Here is a 20,515-nt window from a genome sequence, read left to right on the forward strand (position 1 = left end):
AAGAGGAGAACATTATGCGTGCGATTCGATATTTAATGTTATCAGCAATGATACTCATGGCTGGATGTGCAAACGAAGAAAAGAAAACAACCGAGGAATCAACAAAAACAGAACAAACGACTAAAGAAAACAAAGCAGAAAAAGTAACGACTGAATCAAAAGATTCGTCTGAAAAAGATGTGACCGCAGATCAAATTGATAAAGATAGACCAGCATCTCATACAACAACGATGAAATTAATCGATACGATTAGCGAAGGACCAATTACCCCAAAATCAGTTGTCGCGAATAATAAAGGTCAAGTTATTGCAAACAATATGATGTATCAGCATACAATTACAGTTTATGATGCGAAATCACGTAAACTCATTAAAAAGTTATCTGATAGAGTAGACTTTAAAAAGTTTGGTATAGAAGGTTTTGATAAACCTGTAAGTGGTGCACCAGTTGAAGCAGTTTGGACAGAAGATGGTAAGTATGCATATGTATCTCAATATCAATTAACAGACCATGGTGCAGAAGCAGAAGATATGTGTTCAGCAGGTAAATCAATCGCAGCATCTGTAGTATATCGTTATAATGCTGAAAAGCAAGATTGGGATCAGGTCATTCAAGTTGGACGCGTACCAAAATATGTAGCACTTACTCAAGATAATTCAAAATTACTGGTATCTAACTGGTGTGATAAATCTTTATCAGTAGTAGATACTAAGACAGCTAAACAAACAGAACAAATCCCTTTAAATGAAATGCCACGTGGTATTGTATCACTTCCAGATAATAAAACAGCTTACGTTACAGCGATGTTCTCTAATGAAATTTATAAAGTGAATTTAGAAACAGGTAAAAGTGAAATGATTCTGCAGACAGGACAAAGACCACGTCATTTAGTACTTGATAATCAAGGGAAGACAATCTATATTACGGTGGCTGGTGCTAATGAACTATTAAAATATGATGTTGCAACAGATAAAGTTATTGCGCGTGCTATGACAGGAAAAGAGCCACGTTCAATGGCGATTTCACCAGACAGTACAGCTGTATATATCGTTAATTACGATGAAAATACAGTATCAAAGTTTGATACGAAGACGTTGAAAGAAATTACACGTGTGGAAGCTGGGTTCCATCCGATTGGTATCACTTATGAAAATACGACAGGTGATGTATGGGTAGCGAACTATGGCGGTACAATCTCTGTTTATGATGATAAAGTATCGCTAGTAAAATAGCTTTGATCTTTTTATATTCTATTAAAGAATATATATAAGGGAGGGAGAACATGGCATTAAGCATTTTGTATCATGACGATAATAAATTAAAACGTGTTAATACAATAGATGACCTGCCAAAAGATGCTCCATTTATTTGGTTTGATTTTGAAGGGGCAAATGAAGAAGAGAGTGAACTTTTTAAACAACACTTTGATATTAATGGATTAACGATAGAAGATGTCATACGTAGTAACTCAAGACCGAAATATAAAAACTATAACGCATATGAGTATTTAGTGTTCCAGAAGTTTGAACGTGATACTTATGAAGCAGAAACGATTAACGTTCTCTTGAAAGATAATGTATTTATTACTTATCACGATGAAGATATTGAAGCCACAGATGAAATAGATGCTTTAGCCAAAGAATTAGAAGAAGAAGCACCAAGTAATTTAACACCAAAAGTAGCAGCAATGATGTTACTTGATAAGATAGTAGATTTCTATACGGAAACTGTAGAATCTATAGCAGAAAAAGTACTGAGTTTTGAAAAGAGACATTCTACTGATAAAAAACAACACTACATTATGGATGATATCTTTGACTTAAGAGCAAAATTGATTCGTATCAAAGGGATTATCGTACCAATGAGTGAACTGGTAGATGAATTAGAACGTGATCAGCATATGATAGAAACAGAACACGATCACCATTATATTCACCATATTCAGGACCATATGATTAAGCAGAAGAATATTATCAATAATTCTCAGGAACTCACGGATGAAATAAGAAATAACTATGAATCATATAACAACTATAGAATGAACCGTGTAATGCAGATGCTAACCCTCGTATCAACTGTATTTCTGCCATTGACATTGATTGCAGGAATTTATGGGATGAACTTTGAGTACATGCCTGAACTGAAATGGAAATATGGATATTTTACAGTACTGATAGTTATGGCGTTATTATTAGTTGTAAGTATGGTGTATTTTAAAAAGAAGAAGTGGTATTAACATGTTAGGATTATTTAGAAAGAAAAGACCAAAACCAGAAGTAGATGAATCTAGAATTGATTTAAATATTAGAAAAGAATTAGAGAATACATTTATAAAAAGACACGTGATGAATGCAAAAGCTGTGAATGCCATTGTAAATATCTTTAGGAAATACCCACAAGAATTAATAATCGTTCATAGTTTTTCGAGTGAACCTAGATATAATAAAGAAAGCTATAGGATTAAAGTAGAAGAGATAATGAATTTGTCTTTTGCGGAGCAAATTGAGTATATAGACACTTTATTATTGATTTATGACAGTGAATATCAGCCATTAATTTACTGGAACATAATTAGTGGAAACTTATACATTCACCCTAAATTTGAAGATATTATAATTATTGAGGATACCTTTACACTCACTGAAAACTATTTATGGGAATCTTTCAATTCAGATGCTAAAGAAATAATATATTTTGTAGATACTAAAATTAGAGGATATAAATCCCTGGGTTGGTCAGCTTCATGGGATTCACTTGAGTTCTTTGAACTAGTAGAAGCGTTTAATATCACAGGAGCAATATTAAAAGAAGGTTATGAAGAAACGAAAGAAATTTTAGAACGATACAAAGTTGAATATGAAAAATATGAAGGTTTCTTACTGATCAATGGAAATATTTCTCCTGAATTTTTAATGAAATATTATAATATTAATGGAAATCAGGGCACTATATGTGAAATGGCGCTTTTTGTTGATATGGAAGAACCAATTTCCAAACAAATGATCAAGGAGACATATGTTGATATAAAAGACTATAAAGTTATATTACCGATAGATGATTATAGTGATATTCTATGCTTCTTTAACTTTTAATACATCCATAAGGATGTATAATTAATTTTATGCAAAAAAAATAAGCCCTTGAGGGCTTATTTTTCAACATTAAATATTATAATTTAACGATGTTAGCAGCTTGAGGTCCACGTTGACCTTCTTCGATATTGAATTCAACTGCTTGACCTTCTTCTAAAGATTTGTAGCCGTCTCCTTCGATAGCACTGAAGTGAGCGAATACGTCGTCTCCACCTTCAACTTCGATGAATCCAAAACCTTTTTCTGCGTTAAACCATTTAACTGTACCTTGTGTCATAATAATGACCTCCAATAAATTATTAAATAATATCTAATGTTTTACATAATAAAACTTCACATATTTCAAAAAGCAAACCCTTAACACGATTACTTTTTGTAATAGGTGAAGTTCTTACGTTTCTTGCATATGTTCGATATATTTGACTTAAGTATATAACGGATATAATGATTTGTCAATGCATTTGTAACTTTAGTTTATTTTCTCCTGGTAAGGCTGCTATAAATTGTTGAATAGAGTAGCAAGGATCTATCTCTTACATAAAACCTTTATTTTCTTTAATAAAACTATAAAGCAACACGATTAAAGTTGCGCTTAAGTAAATGAGTTCTGGTACGTCTTGAATAATATTAATTGGTTTGGAAGCATCAAGTGTTAATAGTTTATAAAATGAAAAGATGAACAAGATGCTGATAACATAATCGAACGCTTTAGCATAAGCAGAAGTTCCGATCATTCTTTTTCTTTATTTACTGGGTGTTTTGCTTTAAACATCTTCGTTTGACCATATATTTTATATTTAAATAATTCAAAAAAGATGAAGGTTAATATAATAATGCCAGCAAGTAATTCTCTCATAAAAACACTTCTTTATGGTTTTTTATACCAATAATGTTAACATATGAATAAAGCATTCTCAATAAACAAAAAAAAAATAAGCCCCTTGAGGGCTTATTTCTTCACATTAAATATTATAATTTAACGATGTTAGCAGCTTGAGGTCCACGTTGACCTTCTTCGATATTGAATTCAACTGCTTGACCTTCTTCTAAAGATTTGTAGCCGTCTCCTTCGATAGCACTGAAGTGAGCGAATACGTCGTCTCCACCTTCAACTTCGATGAATCCAAAACCTTTTTCTGCGTTAAACCATTTAACTGTACCTTGTGTCATAATAATGACCTCCAATAAATTATTAAATAATATCTAATGTTTCTCTTACAAAGAAAAATTCACATATTACAAAAAGTCTCGACTTAACACGATTACTTTTTGTAATATGTGAAGAAGCTTTGTTTGTTGCATATGTCCGATATATTTGACTTAAGTATATAACGGATATTCGTATAAGTCAAACGTATGTTCCTGTGGTTTGGTCTTATTATCTCGTTAAAGTGCGTAGGTATCGATTAAAATGAGCAAATAATTTATTTTATTATTTGTAAAATAGATCTTAAATAAATCAATAATAGACAAATAAGTGAAATTAAAGATATAAAAATAAGCCCCTTGAGGGCTTATCCAGACTGAAGACAAACTCACAATTTTATAAGTGAGTTTGTCTTTTTTCTTCGAAAAATATTGTTATTTTAAAGAAATTAGCAAAATATCCAGCTTAACCTGCTAGATAATTTGCTAATTTCTTTAAATTCATGCATGCGAAAATAAGCGTGGTCTCCATGGTGACTTTTTGAATTCCTTTGTACTTAGTCCATCGCAAACCATGCTGTTCTTTAGCATCAGCAAAACGTCTTTCTATTGTTTGACTACGCAATTTATATATAGCTTTTATAGTGTCTATGAATCTCAAGTCATCAACAATATCAAGATATTGTTGCCATATATGTCTTGTAACGATTTTTTTCTGTTCTTTACTCTTAGTACATTTATTAAGTAAAGGACAATCCTTACATTTATTTGGATTAGAAATATACAAACGATAACCATCGCTGTCTGTTCTTTGATATTTCAACATTTGATTATTAGGGCAAATATAACAATCATAGTATTCGTCATATATAAATTCATTTTTATTCATTAAGTCCTTCGGACCCATGGGACGTTTATATGGCATAGCTGGTAGAATTTCTTTATCTAATAAATACTTAGCATTATGAGGTGTTTTATATCCAGAATCCACAGCAACATATCTCGGTAGTAGTTTTTTACTTTCAAGCCTGTCAATCATAGGTACTAACTGTGTACTATCATGAACATTACCAGGAGTTAAATGAAAATCAACGATATAACCATACTTATCGCAGCATGTATGCGCACTATAGGCAAATTGTTTTTCTCTTTCACTTTTAACATAGTAACCAGCATCGGGATCATTATTACTTATTTTTATTACTTTAAGATTCTCCTCCTTTCTTGAAGCTAGAGGCTTTTTTCCTTCAGATTCTCTAATAGAATTGATATCTTCAATAAGCTCTTGTTCATAATGTTTAGCAGTCTTCTGTATTTCTTGTTTAATAAATTTCTTCTTGTTGGCATTGGCCTTAATATGCGTTGAATCAATAAATAGTGAAGTATTATCTACGAAGTTATTATCTATAGCAATTTTGAGAATACGAGAAAAGATTTCTTCGAAAATCTGATTATCATAAAATCGTCTAGAATAGTTCTTACCGAAGGTAGAAAAATGAGGTACTTTATCGTTAACGCCTAAACCGAGATACCATTTGTACGCAAAATTAGTTTCAATCTCTTTAATTGTCTGGCGCATTGATTTGATACCAAAAAGGTGTTGTATTAATACAATTTTTATTAATACAACCGGATCAATACTTGGACGGCCATTATCTGTAGAATACTTTTCTTCTACTAAATCATATACAAAGGATAAATCGAATACTTTATCAACTTTTCTTAGAAGATGATTTTCTGGTACAAGGTCTTCTAATGAATACATTTCAAATTGACTGCGAATGATATTAATATCTTCAGACTTACTTCTCTTAATCAAGTAAAACACCACCGTTCAATGATATATCTATATTTTATCAAAAAAAGACTGTAAACTTCATCTCCGAAGGAGACTTTGTCTACAGTCTGAAATAAGCCCCTTGAGGGCTTATCTTTAAACATTAAATATTATAATTTAACGATGTTAGCAGCTTGAGGTCCACGTTGACCTTCTTCGATATCGAATTCAACTGCTTGACCTTCTTCTAAAGTTTTGTAACCTTCACCTTGAATAGCGCTGAAGTGAGCGAATACGTCGTCTCCACCTTCAACTTCGATGAATCCAAAACCTTTTTCTGCGTTAAACCATTTAACTGTACCTTGTGCCATAATATAATGACCTCCAATAAATTATTAAATAATATCTAATGTTTTACAAAGAAAACACTTCACATATTACAAAAAGTGTTGTCTTACATTATTACTCTTTGTAATGATGTGAAGAGCCTTAATTTCTTGCATATGTACGATAGTATTTGATTTTATTATATAATGATTTATTACAATTGTCTAGTATTTATAGTCACTTTAATACAATATGAGTAAAATAAGAATTTATTTTACGTGTATTGAGGCATATATTAGGAGAATTGAAATTGGTTTATTGTGCCAGGTGGTGCTGTAAATATTCGATAAAATGAATGAAACCATGTTGTTCAACTGTCATATCGTATGCATAATCAGCGCCATGAGAAGCATCATGATTTTCTAATAAAGCTTTTAAGTGAATCGTAATATCGATAGTTGTTTCATGAATATTCTTGATATCGATATATAATGATGGTTCTATAAAATGATATTTACCTGTGTTTAATGATTGAAGGCGACTGAGTATAATCAGATCTTCTTCATATAATATATGTTTAAATTGTAAGTTGCTATGCCCATTAATAAAAGCAATTTCAAATTTCACTACTTTTGGATCATGTTCAATGTTGTAAACTTTATAAATCATTGATGTACTATTATTGATATCCATTAAAGGAAGCGTGTTATTCATCATGATCACCTCAAAACAATTATAGCAAAATCTGTAATATAAAAGAAAATGATTTTATAGTGTTGATGGCTTAAAATTTCTTATCCTTAATAAAAATATCTTTAAAAAAGTCTGATCATCACTACAGCACATACTAATAAACCTAATCCCAACATTTGAACACGAGTGATTGGGACTTTTTTTGCGCCAAGTAAACCAAACATATCAATCAATACACTGCATAAAATTTGGCCGAATAAACAGATTACAACAACGAGTCCAGTTCCGATAATCGGTACAAGATAAGCCATAATTAACACGAAGAATGCGCCGAGAATACCACCACACCAAATCCATTTCGGTTTATCATTACCCAGTGCTAGTTTGAAGTTGCCTAGTTGTCTAAAAACCACTGCAACGATGATAAATAAAATCGTTGTACCGACAAGGAATGATATGAAAGCTGCATGAATTGCTGAATCAAGCAAACCGCCTAAATGTCCGTTAATAGCAGATTGACTAGCCATAAGCATACCTGCTACAACCCCTAAAATTTGAAACGGCAATTTATTGCCACCTTCAGTTGAGACATTTGAGTTACTATGTTTCTTTCTCAAATAATCAGGTAAAACGATCACACAGAAGACACCAAGCATTAAAATAATGATGCCGATGAATCTAAGCAATGTAAAACTTTTCTCTGGAGAGAAGAACAATCCAAAATGGTCGATTAACATACTCATCATAATCTGACCCATAATTGGCAGAACTACAGTCTGTACACCACCAAGTTTAGGGAAGAGCAGTATATTAGTGGTTAAGCCGATGACCCCTAATAAACCACCCATCCAGATCCAAAAAGGATTATCCTGGAATGTGGATAAAGGTATCAGTACACTATGCTTTGTTGCAAGTGTCATTATCAATAAAAAGGTCGTTCCCACTAAAAATGAAATAAATGATGCCATAAAAGGGGATAATACGTATGTACGTAATCTTGAATTAACAGCTGTCTGAATAGGCATCATCAACCCGATTGCAAAGGCTAACAAAATATAAATCATAACAACACTCCTATATATTAATAAAATTATCATACATGATTTATGTGTAAATAACATAGTGAAGGGTATTAATAATTTCAGTTAATTAAGTGTGGAGGTAACGAGGGAATATAGAAGATCAGAAAGTACATATATAGAAAGTGCTGGACAAGGTATTGACGGAAAAAGTAAATAAACAATTCTTACAATCCAATTAATGAATTAATAAGTATATGAGACACAAAAGTTTTTAGAGCGGTATTGATTCTAATATTAATCATGTTAATTTATTTCTATCATTAAAAGTGCTGATCGCAATTAGAGCTTTTATTTTTTTTCCATTTTTATGTTAAAATTATTTTAAACGATAAAAGCTGTAGGTGAGAAAATGGCAAATGAATTACTGAAAATATTAATTGATGAAAAAGCGAATCAAATCATTCAGTTGACACGAGAAAAAGCGATGACAACAAAAGAAATTGCAAAAGCTTTAGATGTAAAGACATCAAATCTTTATTATCCTATCAAGAAACTGATGGAAGTTGAAGCGTTAAAAATAGTTGAAGAAAGACAGATCAAGAATATGACGGAGTATTACTATTCAAGTGAACACTTAAATAAATCACCAATTAATTTTGATTTTCCATCGATAAAAGAAAACTTCGATACTATATTAGCATTCTATACGCTAGAAGTTCAGAAAGTATTTGATGCGCTCAAACGAGATGTTGATGAATATGGTGAATTGTCAGAAGAGGAATTAAAGAAAATCGAGACACCAAACAGTGCTCAAATGTCTAATTTAGAAGTAGAATTACCATACGAACAATGGATGGAATTAATGAATGAGATGAGAGCATTAAGTCAAAAATATGAAGAAAAGTATAAAAATTTAGAACACAAAAATTTATATCAAATTCAATTGTCGTCGTATAAAGATGAAACTGAGTAGAGTAGCATAGGCTGCTCTACTTTTTTTGTATATTAAAATAGTCTGATAATTATTATTGACTTATTTATTTTTATCAGTAAAATATATTTTAACGATAAAAATAATGGGAGTGATAATATGTCGAACAAAAATTACCTTTTAACAGGAAGGCTCATTTCAGCGTTAGGTGATTCAATTTATTCAGTAGCAATTATGTGGTATATCTTTGATGTGACAAAAGATGCCTTTATAACGAGTGTCACATCAGCAATTATCTTTACACCAGGTATTCTTTCTGCTTTTGCTGGCCCGGTAATTGATCACTTCAATCGCAAGAAGATGATGCTAATAGCACAAATCTTGCAACTATTTATTATGATCTTTATTGCAGTGATGTTCTATTTGAATCTTATGCCTATAAGTGTTTTATTGTTCAGTCTGTTCATCTTAGGATTAATTGAAGTGGTAGAAGGTAATGCGGAAAGTGCATTGTCTCCTTTAGTGATGGAAGAAGATGAACTTATTGGATATAACAGTTTTGTAAGTACAGGTTCGACGATTATAGGTGTCATTGCAAAATTAATAACAGTTTGGCTAGTCATGAAAGCTGGTATAGAAAGTGTGTATTTTCTAAATGCAGTGACATTCTTCTTAGCTGTGCTATTCTTCGCCAAGATTAAATATAACCATATTGATAACGGCGTATTTAATACTGAAATTTACAGAACTTCTATAACTGAAGGATGGAAATATTTCGTGGGTAATAAATTGTTTTTATTTACCTTACCTGCTATGATCGCAAACTTTACAGGGAGCATGACCAATGCGATATTGCCGGCATTTACTTATAGTAGAGGTGGAGATTATGCATATGGCTATTATTTAACCGCGAGTGTTGTCTTTGCATTAATAGGTTCACTCATTACTCCTAAATTTAAAGATGTAGATATCAACAAGATATTAATGATTTCTCCATTGGTATCTGGTGTGTGTATGATACTTACAGCTGTTGTTCCAAATTATTATGTCTCAATTTTCTTTTATGGTTTAATGACATTACCGATTATGGTGCTAAATATCAGTATGTTTACTTATATTCAGAAGATGGTTGATAATAAAGTGTTAGCACGTGTAGGCACTATAATGAATGCACTATGTATGGTTGCTATGCCTGTGGGATCATTGCTCGGAGGCGTTGTGGCAAAACAATTTGGTGTAGATGTGCCGATTTATATTTCAGCCATTGGATTTATGAGTTTAACAGTAGTGTTTCTGTTGCTACAGCGTATAGGTGGTAAGATTGATATACAAAAAACCGTCTAAGTTTATACTCAGACGGTCTTTACTTTTGGTGACTGATACCATTCTTTAAGAAATGCATACAATACTTGAGAGAATCGCTCTAACTCTGTTGCACTAATTCTTTCATCCACGCTATGTGCTTCAGATAATTGTCCCGGCCCATAAAGAATCGTCGGTATACCGAAGTCTGCTAACCATCCACCATCTGTGACAGTTGAGCTCATTTCGTGTTTTAGAGGTGTATTGAATACTGATTGATGAGAATTCGCTAGGAGTTCGTACCCTGGATGGTCTGTAGGTACTGTAAAACTTGGGAAGATTTCTCCTTTATCTTCAATCATAGAAGAGCCACCCCACTCAAAAGAAAGGGGATTGTCTCTTAACCATATATCAGCATCGGCTACTTTATTTAAGTAATCTTCAATTTCTTTCGTAATATCATGATAATTTTCTTCCGGTAAATAATGAACTGTTATCCAGAGTTTACATTCATCTGCAATAAAGGCTGGATGTCTGCCACCTTCAATGACAGCCGGGTTAATCGTATTTGCACCTGCTGGCATTCCTGGACTTGATTTCATTACAGCCCAGTGCTGTTCAAGTTCTCTTAAAGCGGTGATAACTTTCATCATTTTTTCGATTGCACTGGCCCCAAATAAACCACCGCCTGCATGGATGGTATTTATTCTTGCTCCGTCGTGGATGGTATTATTGCTTTTAACAGTAATCCATCCAGTAATAACGCCACCTTGACCTTGTGCTACACAGTCACTTGTGTCTAATACCAGTGCTAAATCAGCTTTAGAAGAATGTTCGCAGGCAGTTTTTGTGCCGGCTTCTCCAACTTCTTCACCGACGACTGAATGAACGATAATATCTCCTTTAGGCTGAATGTTTTCTTGTGATAGTCTTTCCAATACATAAAACAATGCACTCATGCCACCTTTCATATCACTGACACCACGACCGTATAACCAGTCATCAACTTGAGTGAGCTGAAATGGAGGATATGTCCATTCATCTTTGGTGACTTCAGCGACATCCACATGCCCATTTAATATTAATTTTGGAGCATTTGCATCCGTACCTTTTAATGTCGCAACGATTACGGAATCATTTTTATATAGTGGAATTCTTTCAATTTGAAAGTTAAGGTTTTTCAGTAGCTGCTCAATTTCATTTTGTAGTGGGTCTGTATTTCGTGCTGGAGGGCTTTCTGTATTATAACTGATCAATAAATCGAGTATGTCGTAAAGTCGGTTTTCCAAATCAATCACTCCTTCATCGTGTTGATTTAAGTATAACAACGAATAGGATGAATTTGGAAATGAAAAGGGATGTTCGAAGACAACCCTTATTTCCATCGTTCTAATTTGTTTAGTTGCATCGGGTAGAAGGCTTTACTCATAAATTTAGCAACTGGATTCCCTTTACCATTTGAAATACCTTGCTTACCGCCTTCAAGCATTTCTTCGATAGTAATATCAGAATCAATATACTTACCGTCTTTGTAACAATAAATACAGAACTTAAACTACCGGCTGCTTTAATTTGTTCGTCTGTAATTCCGACTTCTCGTTGCCATAACTTACCGAATAAAACAGTATACCAAAGTGCGCCGACCATAAAGGCTAAAGCACCGGCAATGATTGCTGCTAATATACTCAAGCATAAGTAATCTCCATAAGTTTATTCAATTTAAGCTTAAACGATATTTAAGAAATTAGATAAAAGAAAGTGAGAAGTTACACTGATAGGAATGATAGCGGTTGTGTTTGAATGGAAAAATTGAGAAGTATTACTTATATTTTAGAAAAGGAGGAATGGCCGTGGTTGTATTAATATCCGGTGGAGGAACAAAAGAAAGTAATATTATTGTTAATCAATATTTTGCCGATTTAATTAATAAAGGATCTGTACTGTATTTCCCAAATGCAGGTGATGAATCGATTAGGACTTATCAAGAAAGCTATAAGTATGTTAAAGATATGTTTGAAAGTGTAGGGATTCGTAACATCGATCTATGCGTTGATTTCAATCAAATTACACAAGAAATATTGGTCCAATATGATGCCATTTATATAAGTGGTGGATCTGTATCTAAGTTAGTTGGGGAAATGAGAGCAGCAGGTATCGCAGATTTAATTTTTAATTTTGAGAAAGAAAATGTGATTTATGGACAAAGTGCCGGGGGAATATCATTAGGCAAAGATGTATCATATTTTGAAGAAGCAAAAAATACGGTACCGTTAGGATTAATTGACTATGCGATTACCTGTCATTATAAAGATGAATATTATGAAAGAGTACTTAAAGGAATTAAAATAAATACATATTGCATTCGTGATAATGAAGCAATACTTTTTGATAGAGATGATGTTAAATTCATCAATGGAATTTCATTATATATAGAAAAAAATAATTTTGAATAATTTTACTTAAATTATATACCCTATTTGATATTTTAGGTGAACGTTTAATGATTAGTGATTCTTGGGGACAACATGAAGTGAACAATGAAGGGACATCAGTTTGTTTCACATTTGATGGGAACGATGAAGAAGATGTTAAGCAAGCAATAGATTTCTACCATAAAGCGATTGAAGCGGGTTGTAAAGAAGCGATGCCGCTTGGTCAAACAGAATGGTCTAAATTATATGGTTATTTTAATGATCCGTTCGGTGTAACTTGGATGATTAACGCTTGTTAATAATTTGGAATGCTTTCTCCGTTTGGAGGAAGTATTTTTTGTGGAGTTTTATCGGCCATGAAATGCGAAAATCGAGCCAAATCCCGAAATGATGGCCGATAAATCGAAAATATCGGCCAAGAAATCTGAAAAACGGGCCAAACCTCGAAATGATGGCCGATAAATCGAAAATATCGGCCAAGAAATCTGAAAAACGGGCCAAATCCAAAATGATGGCCGATAAATCGAAAATATCGGCCAAGAAATCTGAAAAATGAGCCTAATACCAAAATGATGGCCGATAAATCCAAAATATCGGCCATGAAATCCTCAACAATACAACGCTCTACATCCTCCTCTCCATCTTTATGACAAATGTCATCTCAATTTCATGACGTATGTGAATTATCATAGAAAGCTCTTTCCTGTTTAATGGAGATAAGGAGGGAGATAACAATGATTACGATTCACAACTTAAGTAAAGATATCGGTAAGAAACATATTTTAAAGCATATCAATCTAACGATTAATAAAGGTGATGCAATCGCATTAGTAGGTCCGAATGGTGCGGGTAAATCGACGTTAATTGATTGTTTGTTAGGCAATAAGAAATTAACTTCAGGTGATATTGATGGCCAGCAATTGATATTGGATCACACAAAAACAAGTGTTTTATATCAACAGACATATTTTACACCGAATATGAAGGTTTATCAGATCATTGAACTATTTCAGAATCTTTATCCGAATGCTTTGACCAAAGAAGAGATAAAAGCCATTACATTATTTGATGATGCATTATTAAACACGGAAGCAGAGAAAATTTCAGGTGGTCAAAAGCGTATTTTAGATGTTGCACTAACTTTAATCGGACGTCCGGAGTTTATTATTTTAGATGAACCGACTGTAGGAATGGACACTTCGACACGCAGAAGATTTTATGATTTAATCAAAACGTTAAAAGCAGAAGGCAAAACGATTTTATTTACATCGCATTACATAGAAGAAGTTGAAAGCTTATCTGATCGTATTGTTGTACTGCACAAAGGTGAAATTATACGTGATTCAACGCCACGTGCTCTAAGAGAAGAATCTACTCAGAAACAAATCGTATTACCGAAGAAATATGAGAATGTCACGAAACAAATTTCTGATATTGCATTCTCAAAAATTGAGGGTGAATATATTATGATTCATACTTCACAAATTGATGAAGTGATTAATATAGTGATAAACAATCATATTAGTTTCGAACATGTTGAGATTACAAACGAGTCATTATTAGATAGAGTATTTAAAGTTGTGGAGGAGGAGCGTCATGAAACAGTTTAAAGCGATGTTAAAGTATGAAATGATTGATTTAAGTCAACGTAAAAGTGTATTTATTTTATCTACTTTATTGCCGGTGATCTTTTTCTTAGTGTTTTCTTCTATGATGAAGATACCAGACAAAGATATTCAGCAATTCTTTGTGCGTGATTATATGTTATCAATGACGACATTTAGTCTGACAAGCTTTGCAATATTTACTTTTCCATTAGAGATGATCAATGACAAAGAGAAAGGTTGGAGTAGAGCACTATTTCGCACACCGCTTAATCCATTTTATTATTATGTATGCAAAGTGGTAAAAATATTGATGATGTATATGTTATCGATATTAATCGTATTTTTAGTTGGTTATTTTATCAAAGGTGTGAATATGAGTTTAACAGAATGGTTAGTAAGTTACGCAGGACTTTTGTTTGGTGGCATTATATTTCTAACACTTGGTATCTTATTATCTCAATTTAAAGATACACAGAAAGTAAGTACTTTCGGTAATATTCTGTATTTAGGATTAGCAATGCTGGGTGGACTGTGGTTTCCGGTAAGGACATTTCCCGAGTGGTTGCAACCAATCGCTAAACTCACGCCAACATATAACTTTAAGAATATTGCAGCTGGACAATTCGAAAAGCGTTATCCTTTTGAATCAGCTGGTATTTTACTAATATATGCAGTTATATTTATAATGATAAGTATATGGAAGGAGATCGGAAGTGATTTAATTGAACTGGATTTATAATAAAATATTACAGTACGGAACGTCTTTAATATTTCTGATATTTCCGATAACTGAGATGCTTGCTACAGAAGAAATCAGCTGGAAATTATTCAAATTGTTCTTTATTTTATTGTATATTTTTTCGGCAGTATTTATGATGAATAGCAATACAAGTAAATATATACCTATTGTAATTGGATGTTTACTTATTTCGATTACTGTGTTTGTTCATTTTTGTAATTTCGGTAACTTATTGTTTTATTTATTCCCTATCTCATATATACCATATGTACTTGGAAAAAGAGTGAATTCTCTGTATGGGAAAATAACACTAGGTAGTTTCGTGCTCAACTATATTGCAATTTGTGTGCAAAACTATGCATATGGCATGGAACTCATTCCACATTTTTTCTTTGTATTGATGATGGCAGTTTCAATGGACTATTTTGCTGAACATTCTCGTAAAATATATGAACTAAACATTAAGAATGAAAAGCTTGCTTTGCTTTCTACACAAATTGAACGTAATCGTATTTCTCAGGATTTACATGACTCACTCGGCCAGGTGTTTAGTACATTGGCAGTCAAATCTGAACTTGCATTGAAATTAATTGAGGAATATCCTGATATGGCAAAAGATGAATTGCAGGAAATTCACTCGCTATCACAGGAATCTTTATATAAAGTAAGGTCAATCATTGAAGACATTAAATCGACTACAATTGAGGACGAAGTTGTACAAGTTGAGAAAATACTGAGAGATGCAAATATTGAATTTGAGAGAAAGGTTCATTACGAGTCTGTTGATGAAATACAGCAACATGAAGTCAGTATGCTGATTAAAGAATTGATTAATAATGTCATTAAACATAGTGAGGCAACGAAAGTTCAACTTCTTATTGATCAAGTTGATAATATATTAAATTTATCATTGAGTGATAATGGTAAAGGATTATCAAATAGTATGAGTTTAAAAAGTATCGAAGCGCGGGCGCAGGCAATGGAGGGTGTCGTGAAAACGAAAAGCTTAAATCCAGGACTTGGCATATATGTCACAGTAGAGGTGAAGTCATGAAATTACTACATGCAGAAGACCAAAGTATGTTACGGGAAGCAATGAAGAAACTGTTGATGATTAGTGGTACGTTTGATGAAATTGTAAGTGTTTCTAATGGTGCAGAAGCAATCAATGTTATTGATGACTCATTTGATATTGCATTGCTTGATATTGAAATGCCTGAGCAGAGTGGATTAGATGTGCTAGCTTATATTAGAGAACAAAAGTTAGATGTAAAAGTAATTATAGTCACAACATTTAAACGCCCTGGTTATTTTGAACGTGCTGTAAATTTAGATGTAGACGCATATGTATTAAAAGAACGCTCAGTAGATGAACTTACAGAGACGATTCATTCTGTCATGCAGGGAAAAAAAGAGTATAGCCCGGAACTACTCCCATTAATGCTCACTAAAAATCCATTAACTGATAAGGAACAGGAGATATTAAAGTTAATAGGAGAAGGATTGACGAGTAAAGAAATCAGTCAAAAGTTATTTTTGAGTGATGGCACCGTCCGTAATTATACGAGCATTATTTTAGAAAAACTCGGAGCAGATAACAGAGTACTTGCATGGAAGATGGCAAAAGAATTGGGATTTATAGACTGAAGACTGTAAAAAATGCAGTCTTCTTTATTTTTAATTTAAATATAGACAATCATCTATATTCGATATATACTAAACTTGAATATAGACAACCATCTATATAAAGAGGTGAAACGATGGATTATGAATACTTGGCTAAGCTGTTGAAAGTATTATCGGATAAGAATCGTCTGGAAATTGTGGATTTACTGAGCTGTGGTCCGTTATGTGCATGTGATATTTTAGAGCATTTTGAATTCTCGCAACCGACGTTATCGCATCATATGAAACAATTGAAACAAAGCGGTATCGTAACGAGTTGGAAAGAGGGTACGAACGTGATGTACGCCAACAACTTAGAGGTCATCGAACAAATCGTCAATTTACAAAATCAAATCTTTGTACCACATCAAAATTGTGTGTGCAAAACAAATGAGGAGTGTTAATTATGGTAGAAATTAAATTATTTGAACCAGCGATGTGTTGTTCTTCAGGTGTATGTGGCCCATCTCCTGATCAGGAACTGATTCGAGTGAATGGTGATATTGAAAAGATGAAACAAAATGGAATTAAAGTATTACGTTACAACTTAACGAGTGCACCGAATGCTTTTGTGCGACATGAAGCAATCATGACATTAATCAAAGATAAAGGTGAAGCGATCATGCCAATCACGATGATTAATGACGAAGTTGTCAAAACAGGTAGCTATATGACAACAGATGAAGTATTAGATATTATCGTAGTTCATGATTTACAAAATAACTGTTGTGCCCCTGGAGATAACTGCTGTTAGGAGTGAAGTATCATGCAAAAATTTAATCCAAATGCTATATCTTTAACAAAATATTTATTCTTTACGGGTAAGGGTGGTGTCGGTAAGACATCAATTTCGAGTGCGCTTGCTGTCTATTTAAGTGAACAAGGCAAGCGAGTGGCACTCGTTAGCACAGACCCTGCGAGTAATTTGCAGGATATATTCGAAATGGACTTAACGAGCGAATTAACTCAAGTGCCATCATTACAAAATTTATATGTAGCGAACTTCGAACCTATTGAAGCGGCTGAAAAATACAAGCAATCTGTCATCAAACCATATATCGGAGTCCTTCCAGAGTTTGCGATAAAAAACATGGAAGAACAACTAAGTGGTTCATGTACTGTAGAAGTTGCAGCTTTCAATGAGTTTACTGGCTTTCTGGCAAATAAAGATTATGCAGAACAATTTGATCATATTATCTTTGATACAGCTCCGACAGGTCATACGTTAAGGATGCTCGAACTGCCTGATGCATGGTATTCATTTATTGAATCATCAACGCATGAAGCATCGTGTCTTGGACAACTTTCGGGTTTATCGGACAACAAACAAATATACTTAGAAGCAGTTAATAAATTGAAAGATGCCAGTTTAACAACGATGATGTTTGTTGCTCGTGGTGATCAGCACAGCATTCAGGAATTAATACGTGCAATGGATGAATTACGCGATTTAAATATTACCAATGACATGGTTATTATTAATGGCATCATCGAAAATCCAACGAGTAATCTCGCGCGTCAAAAAGCGAATAAAGAACAATCAGTTCTAAAACAATTTGAAGATTTTCTAAATCAAGTGCCGACCTATTACGTACCCATGAAACAGTTTAATATTTTTGGAATTGAAGCGATGAAACAAATGTTCACTGATGACACTTCAATCAACAATCATGAAAGTGTTGTTTTAGATAAAGGGTATTCAATAGATGAACTCGTTAACAAAATGATTAAAGATAATAAACGTTTCATCTTTACGATGGGTAAAGGTGGTGTAGGTAAGACAACAATTGCCAAAATAATCGCGAAACGCTTAGCTAGGCAGGATAAGTCTGTCTTATTGGCAACTACTGACCCGGCAAATATTTGGTATGATACTGAATCAAACGACCATGTTACTGTGAAATATATTGATGAAGTAGAAGCATTACGTGAGTATGAAGCAGAAGTATTAGCTGCTGCAGAACATCTATCTCAAAATCAAATTGATTATATTAAAGAAGACTTACGTAGTCCTTGTACTCAAGAAATAGCATTTTTCAGAGCTTTTAGTGATTTTATCGCAGACAAATCACATGATATTGTTGTAATTGACACCGCACCAACTGGACACACGTTGTTACTGCTAGATGCTTCACAAAGTTATCATAAAGAGGTAGAACGAAACACGAATGTTCTACCAAGTTCTGTATCAGATTTATTGCCGAGTATAACGAATAATGATTTAACTGAAATGGTCATTGTCACACTCGCTGAACCTACGCCTATTAAAGAAGCAGAGCGTTTGAAAGTAGATTTAGAACGCGCCGGTATCAATCAGCGTATGTGGGTCGTAAATAATACAATCGCTACACAAGCAGATACGAATGATATGTTTAATAGTAAGATTCAGGAAGAACGTAAACAAATTAATAAACTAATAGCACATCAGCCGTTTGTAGCGATACAACCTTATGATGTCAATATAGAAGAGGTAGCAGAAATATGATAACAGCCATTGCGATTGCAATATTCTTAATAACTTTAACATTAGTCATCTGGCAGCCGAAGAATCTTTCAATTGGATATTCTGCTGTAGGTGGCGCCATACTCGCTCTTATTTTTGGCGTTGTGGATTTCAACGATGTCATTGATGTAATGAACATCGTTTGGAATGCAACATTTACATTTATCGCAGTGATATTAATCTCGCTCATACTAGATGAAATAGGTTTCTTTGAATGGGCAGCATTGCATATGACGCATCTAGCAAAAGGGAATACCTTTAAAATGTTTGTTTACGTATGCATATTAGGTGCGATCGTTGCAGCATTTTTCGCAAATGATGGTGCAGCTTTAATTCTTACACCGATCGTGCTGGCGATGGTGCGTAACTTAAACTTCAACGAAAAGATGGTCTTTCCTTTTATTATTGCGTCAGGATTTATCGCTGATACAACAAGTTTACCGTTAGTTGTAAGTAACCTTGTCAACATCGTATCAGCTGATTATTTTGATTTATCATTTATGGAATATGCGAAACATATGTTTCTACCGAACATATTCAGTTTAATTGCAAGTATCACAGTGCTCTGGTTATACTTTAAGCGTAATATACCAGCAACTTATGATAAGGATACGTTACGTCAACCGAAGTCAGCGATTAAAGATATGAAATTATTTAAGATGTCGTGGATTGTATTAGCGATTCTATTAATAGGATATTTAGTGAGTGACTTTATTAACTTCCCGGTAAGTATTATTGCATCACTCATTGCTTTTATCTTTATTATGTTCGCAAGACAAAGTCCAGCTGTAAACACAGGCAAAGTAATTAAAGGTGCACCGTGGGCAATCGTCTTCTTCTCAATCGGCATGTATGTTGTCGTATATGGGCTAAAGAATGTAGGACTGACAAGTTTACTCGCAGGTGTAATCGATAATATTACACAAACGAATTTATTGGGTTCAATTATGGGTATGGGCTTCTTATCAGCAATACTCTCATCTATTATGAACAATATGCCAACCGTATTGATTGATTCAATCGCAATTAAACAAAGTCAGGCATCAGGGATGCTTCAAGATGCTTTAGTATACGCTAACGTTATCGGATGTGATTTAGGACCTAAGATTACGCCAATCGGAAGCCTTGCAACGTTACTCTGGTTACACGTGTTGAGTGGTAAAGGTGTAAAGATTTCTTGGGGAACGTATTTTAAAACAGGCATCGTCATTACAATTCCCGTATTGTTTGCGACGCTTGTAGGACTTTATATATCAATGAGATTATTTGGATAAAAGGA

26 protein-coding genes and 1 pseudogene are annotated in these 20,515 nt (G+C 33.5%); 15 read left to right on the forward strand and 12 right to left on the reverse strand.

Annotated elements, in window-relative coordinates; genetic code table 11:
* The first annotated feature begins 14 nt into the window (after nt 1–14).
* Genes HT586_RS02180 through HT586_RS02190 form a run of 3 tightly spaced genes read left to right on the forward strand, consistent with a single transcriptional unit; the run spans nt 15 to nt 3,092 of the window.
* On the forward strand, nt 15–1,232 hold the full coding sequence (locus tag HT586_RS02180) for a YncE family protein (RefSeq protein ID WP_203546142.1): 1,218 nt from the start codon (nt 15–17) through the stop codon (nt 1,230–1,232).
* 50 nt (nt 1,233–1,282) lie between these two features.
* Nucleotides 1,283–2,236, forward strand: coding sequence for a magnesium/cobalt transporter CorA (corA, locus tag HT586_RS02185; protein ID WP_203546143.1), 954 nt, complete (start codon nt 1,283–1,285; stop codon nt 2,234–2,236).
* Between the two features lies 1 nt (nt 2,237).
* Entirely contained in the window at nt 2,238–3,092 is an 855-nt protein-coding gene (locus HT586_RS02190; protein ID WP_203546144.1) for a hypothetical protein, read from the forward strand.
* A 76-nt stretch (nt 3,093–3,168) separates the two neighbouring features.
* On the opposite strand, the gene cspD (HT586_RS02195) is transcribed toward HT586_RS02190, so the two are convergent.
* The 8 genes from cspD (HT586_RS02195) to HT586_RS02225 form a co-directional block, all read right to left on the reverse strand.
* Complete coding sequence (gene cspD / locus HT586_RS02195) at nt 3,169–3,369, reverse strand: cold-shock protein CspD (protein ID WP_096077388.1); 201 nt, start codon at nt 3,367–3,369, stop codon at nt 3,169–3,171.
* A 256-nt stretch (nt 3,370–3,625) separates the two neighbouring features.
* Nucleotides 3,626–3,826 carry a hypothetical protein gene (locus HT586_RS02200; RefSeq protein ID WP_203546145.1) on the reverse strand — a complete coding sequence of 67 codons (201 nt, stop codon included), beginning with the start codon at nt 3,824–3,826 and terminating at the stop codon, nt 3,626–3,628.
* On the reverse strand, nt 3,823–3,948 hold the full coding sequence (locus tag HT586_RS12490) for a hypothetical protein (RefSeq protein WP_269152463.1): 126 nt from the start codon (nt 3,946–3,948) through the stop codon (nt 3,823–3,825). Before HT586_RS12490 ends, HT586_RS02200 begins: the two co-directional genes overlap by 4 nt.
* Before the next feature lie 113 nt (nt 3,949–4,061).
* On the reverse strand, nt 4,062–4,262 hold the full coding sequence (cspD, locus tag HT586_RS02205) for a cold-shock protein CspD (protein ID WP_096077388.1): 201 nt from the start codon (nt 4,260–4,262) through the stop codon (nt 4,062–4,064).
* Between the two features lie 442 nt (nt 4,263–4,704).
* The gene (locus HT586_RS02210) at nt 4,705–6,003 is read right to left on the reverse strand and encodes an IS1182 family transposase (RefSeq protein WP_111744502.1); all 1,299 of its coding nucleotides are present in this window, start codon (nt 6,001–6,003) and stop codon (nt 4,705–4,707) included.
* Between the two features lie 182 nt (nt 6,004–6,185).
* Nucleotides 6,186–6,386, reverse strand: a complete 201-nt coding sequence (locus HT586_RS02215; RefSeq protein WP_096077387.1) for a cold-shock protein — start codon at nt 6,384–6,386, stop codon at nt 6,186–6,188.
* Nucleotides 6,387–6,657: 271 nt separating this feature from the next.
* Nucleotides 6,658–7,056, reverse strand: a complete 399-nt coding sequence (locus tag HT586_RS02220) for a hypothetical protein (protein WP_203546146.1) — start codon at nt 7,054–7,056, stop codon at nt 6,658–6,660.
* Between the two features lie 101 nt (nt 7,057–7,157).
* A complete protein-coding gene (locus HT586_RS02225; RefSeq protein ID WP_203546147.1) occupies nt 7,158–8,099 on the reverse strand; it encodes a DMT family transporter in 942 nt (313 codons plus the stop codon).
* Nucleotides 8,100–8,466: 367 nt separating this feature from the next.
* On the opposite strand from HT586_RS02225, the gene HT586_RS02230 reads away from it, so the two are divergent.
* Both HT586_RS02230 and HT586_RS02235 read left to right on the forward strand, forming a co-directional pair.
* A complete protein-coding gene (locus HT586_RS02230) occupies nt 8,467–9,030 on the forward strand; it encodes a winged helix-turn-helix domain-containing protein (protein WP_111745139.1) in 564 nt (187 codons plus the stop codon).
* 117 nt (nt 9,031–9,147) lie between these two features.
* Nucleotides 9,148–10,332: an MFS transporter gene (locus HT586_RS02235; RefSeq protein WP_203546148.1), complete on the forward strand. Its 1,185-nt coding sequence runs from the start codon at nt 9,148–9,150 to the stop codon at nt 10,330–10,332.
* Nucleotides 10,333–10,340: 8 nt separating this feature from the next.
* On the opposite strand, the gene HT586_RS02240 is transcribed toward HT586_RS02235, so the two are convergent.
* The 3 genes and pseudogenes from HT586_RS02240 to HT586_RS02245 form a co-directional block, all read right to left on the reverse strand.
* Nucleotides 10,341–11,579, reverse strand: a complete 1,239-nt coding sequence (locus HT586_RS02240; protein ID WP_203546149.1) for an acetylornithine deacetylase — start codon at nt 11,577–11,579, stop codon at nt 10,341–10,343.
* Nucleotides 11,580–11,665: 86 nt separating this feature from the next.
* On the reverse strand, nt 11,666–11,833 hold the full coding sequence (locus HT586_RS12580) for a zinc ribbon domain-containing protein (protein WP_280636756.1): 168 nt from the start codon (nt 11,831–11,833) through the stop codon (nt 11,666–11,668).
* Nucleotides 11,800–11,979: pseudogene (locus tag HT586_RS02245) on the reverse strand (DUF1761 family protein); the annotation flags it as partial. The gene HT586_RS12580 and the pseudogene HT586_RS02245, both read right to left, overlap by 34 nt.
* 161 nt (nt 11,980–12,140) lie before the next feature.
* On the opposite strand from HT586_RS02245, the gene HT586_RS02250 reads away from it, so the two are divergent.
* Together HT586_RS02250 and HT586_RS02255 are read left to right on the forward strand one after the other, a co-directional pair.
* A complete protein-coding gene (locus HT586_RS02250) occupies nt 12,141–12,743 on the forward strand; it encodes a Type 1 glutamine amidotransferase-like domain-containing protein (RefSeq protein ID WP_203546150.1) in 603 nt (200 codons plus the stop codon).
* A 47-nt stretch (nt 12,744–12,790) separates the two neighbouring features.
* Nucleotides 12,791–13,021 carry a VOC family protein gene (locus HT586_RS02255; RefSeq protein ID WP_203546151.1) on the forward strand — a complete coding sequence of 77 codons (231 nt, stop codon included), beginning with the start codon at nt 12,791–12,793 and terminating at the stop codon, nt 13,019–13,021.
* Here the strand turns inward: HT586_RS02255 and HT586_RS02260 are convergent.
* On the reverse strand, nt 13,018–13,323 hold the full coding sequence (locus HT586_RS02260) for a hypothetical protein (protein WP_133354321.1): 306 nt from the start codon (nt 13,321–13,323) through the stop codon (nt 13,018–13,020). The two genes, HT586_RS02255 and HT586_RS02260, sit on opposite strands and share 4 nt — an antisense overlap.
* Before the next feature lie 133 nt (nt 13,324–13,456).
* On the opposite strand from HT586_RS02260, the gene HT586_RS02265 reads away from it, so the two are divergent.
* The 8 genes from HT586_RS02265 to HT586_RS02300 all read left to right on the forward strand — a co-directional run bounded on the left by HT586_RS02265 (nt 13,457) and on the right by HT586_RS02300 (nt 20,510).
* Entirely contained in the window at nt 13,457–14,332 is an 876-nt protein-coding gene (locus HT586_RS02265) for an ABC transporter ATP-binding protein (RefSeq protein ID WP_165958656.1), read from the forward strand.
* Nucleotides 14,319–15,068: an ABC transporter permease gene (locus tag HT586_RS02270; RefSeq protein ID WP_203546152.1), complete on the forward strand. Its 750-nt coding sequence runs from the start codon at nt 14,319–14,321 to the stop codon at nt 15,066–15,068. Before HT586_RS02265 ends, HT586_RS02270 begins: the two co-directional genes overlap by 14 nt.
* Nucleotides 15,052–16,122 (forward strand): sensor histidine kinase, encoded by a 1,071-nt coding sequence (locus HT586_RS02275; protein ID WP_203546153.1) that lies wholly within the window; start codon nt 15,052–15,054, stop codon nt 16,120–16,122. The genes HT586_RS02270 and HT586_RS02275 overlap by 17 nt, the downstream gene beginning before the upstream one ends.
* Nucleotides 16,119–16,715, forward strand: a complete 597-nt coding sequence (locus tag HT586_RS02280) for a response regulator transcription factor (RefSeq protein WP_203546154.1) — start codon at nt 16,119–16,121, stop codon at nt 16,713–16,715. The genes HT586_RS02275 and HT586_RS02280 overlap by 4 nt, the downstream gene beginning before the upstream one ends.
* 113 nt (nt 16,716–16,828) lie before the next feature.
* Nucleotides 16,829–17,137: an ArsR/SmtB family transcription factor gene (locus tag HT586_RS12495; protein ID WP_096077374.1), complete on the forward strand. Its 309-nt coding sequence runs from the start codon at nt 16,829–16,831 to the stop codon at nt 17,135–17,137.
* A 2-nt stretch (nt 17,138–17,139) separates the two neighbouring features.
* On the forward strand, nt 17,140–17,487 hold the full coding sequence (gene arsD / locus HT586_RS02290; RefSeq protein ID WP_111717341.1) for an arsenite efflux transporter metallochaperone ArsD: 348 nt from the start codon (nt 17,140–17,142) through the stop codon (nt 17,485–17,487).
* A 12-nt stretch (nt 17,488–17,499) separates the two neighbouring features.
* Nucleotides 17,500–19,218, forward strand: coding sequence for an arsenical pump-driving ATPase (arsA, locus tag HT586_RS02295; RefSeq protein ID WP_203546155.1), 1,719 nt, complete (start codon nt 17,500–17,502; stop codon nt 19,216–19,218).
* Nucleotides 19,218–20,510 (forward strand): arsenic transporter, encoded by a 1,293-nt coding sequence (locus tag HT586_RS02300; RefSeq protein ID WP_269152470.1) that lies wholly within the window; start codon nt 19,218–19,220, stop codon nt 20,508–20,510. Before arsA ends, HT586_RS02300 begins: the two co-directional genes overlap by 1 nt.
* The last annotated feature ends 5 nt before the right edge of the window (nt 20,511–20,515 follow it).

Origin of the sequence: Macrococcoides bohemicum (assembly GCF_016865215.1) — a bacterium.
GTDB classification, from domain to species: Bacteria; Bacillota; Bacilli; order Staphylococcales; family Staphylococcaceae; genus Macrococcoides; species Macrococcoides bohemicum.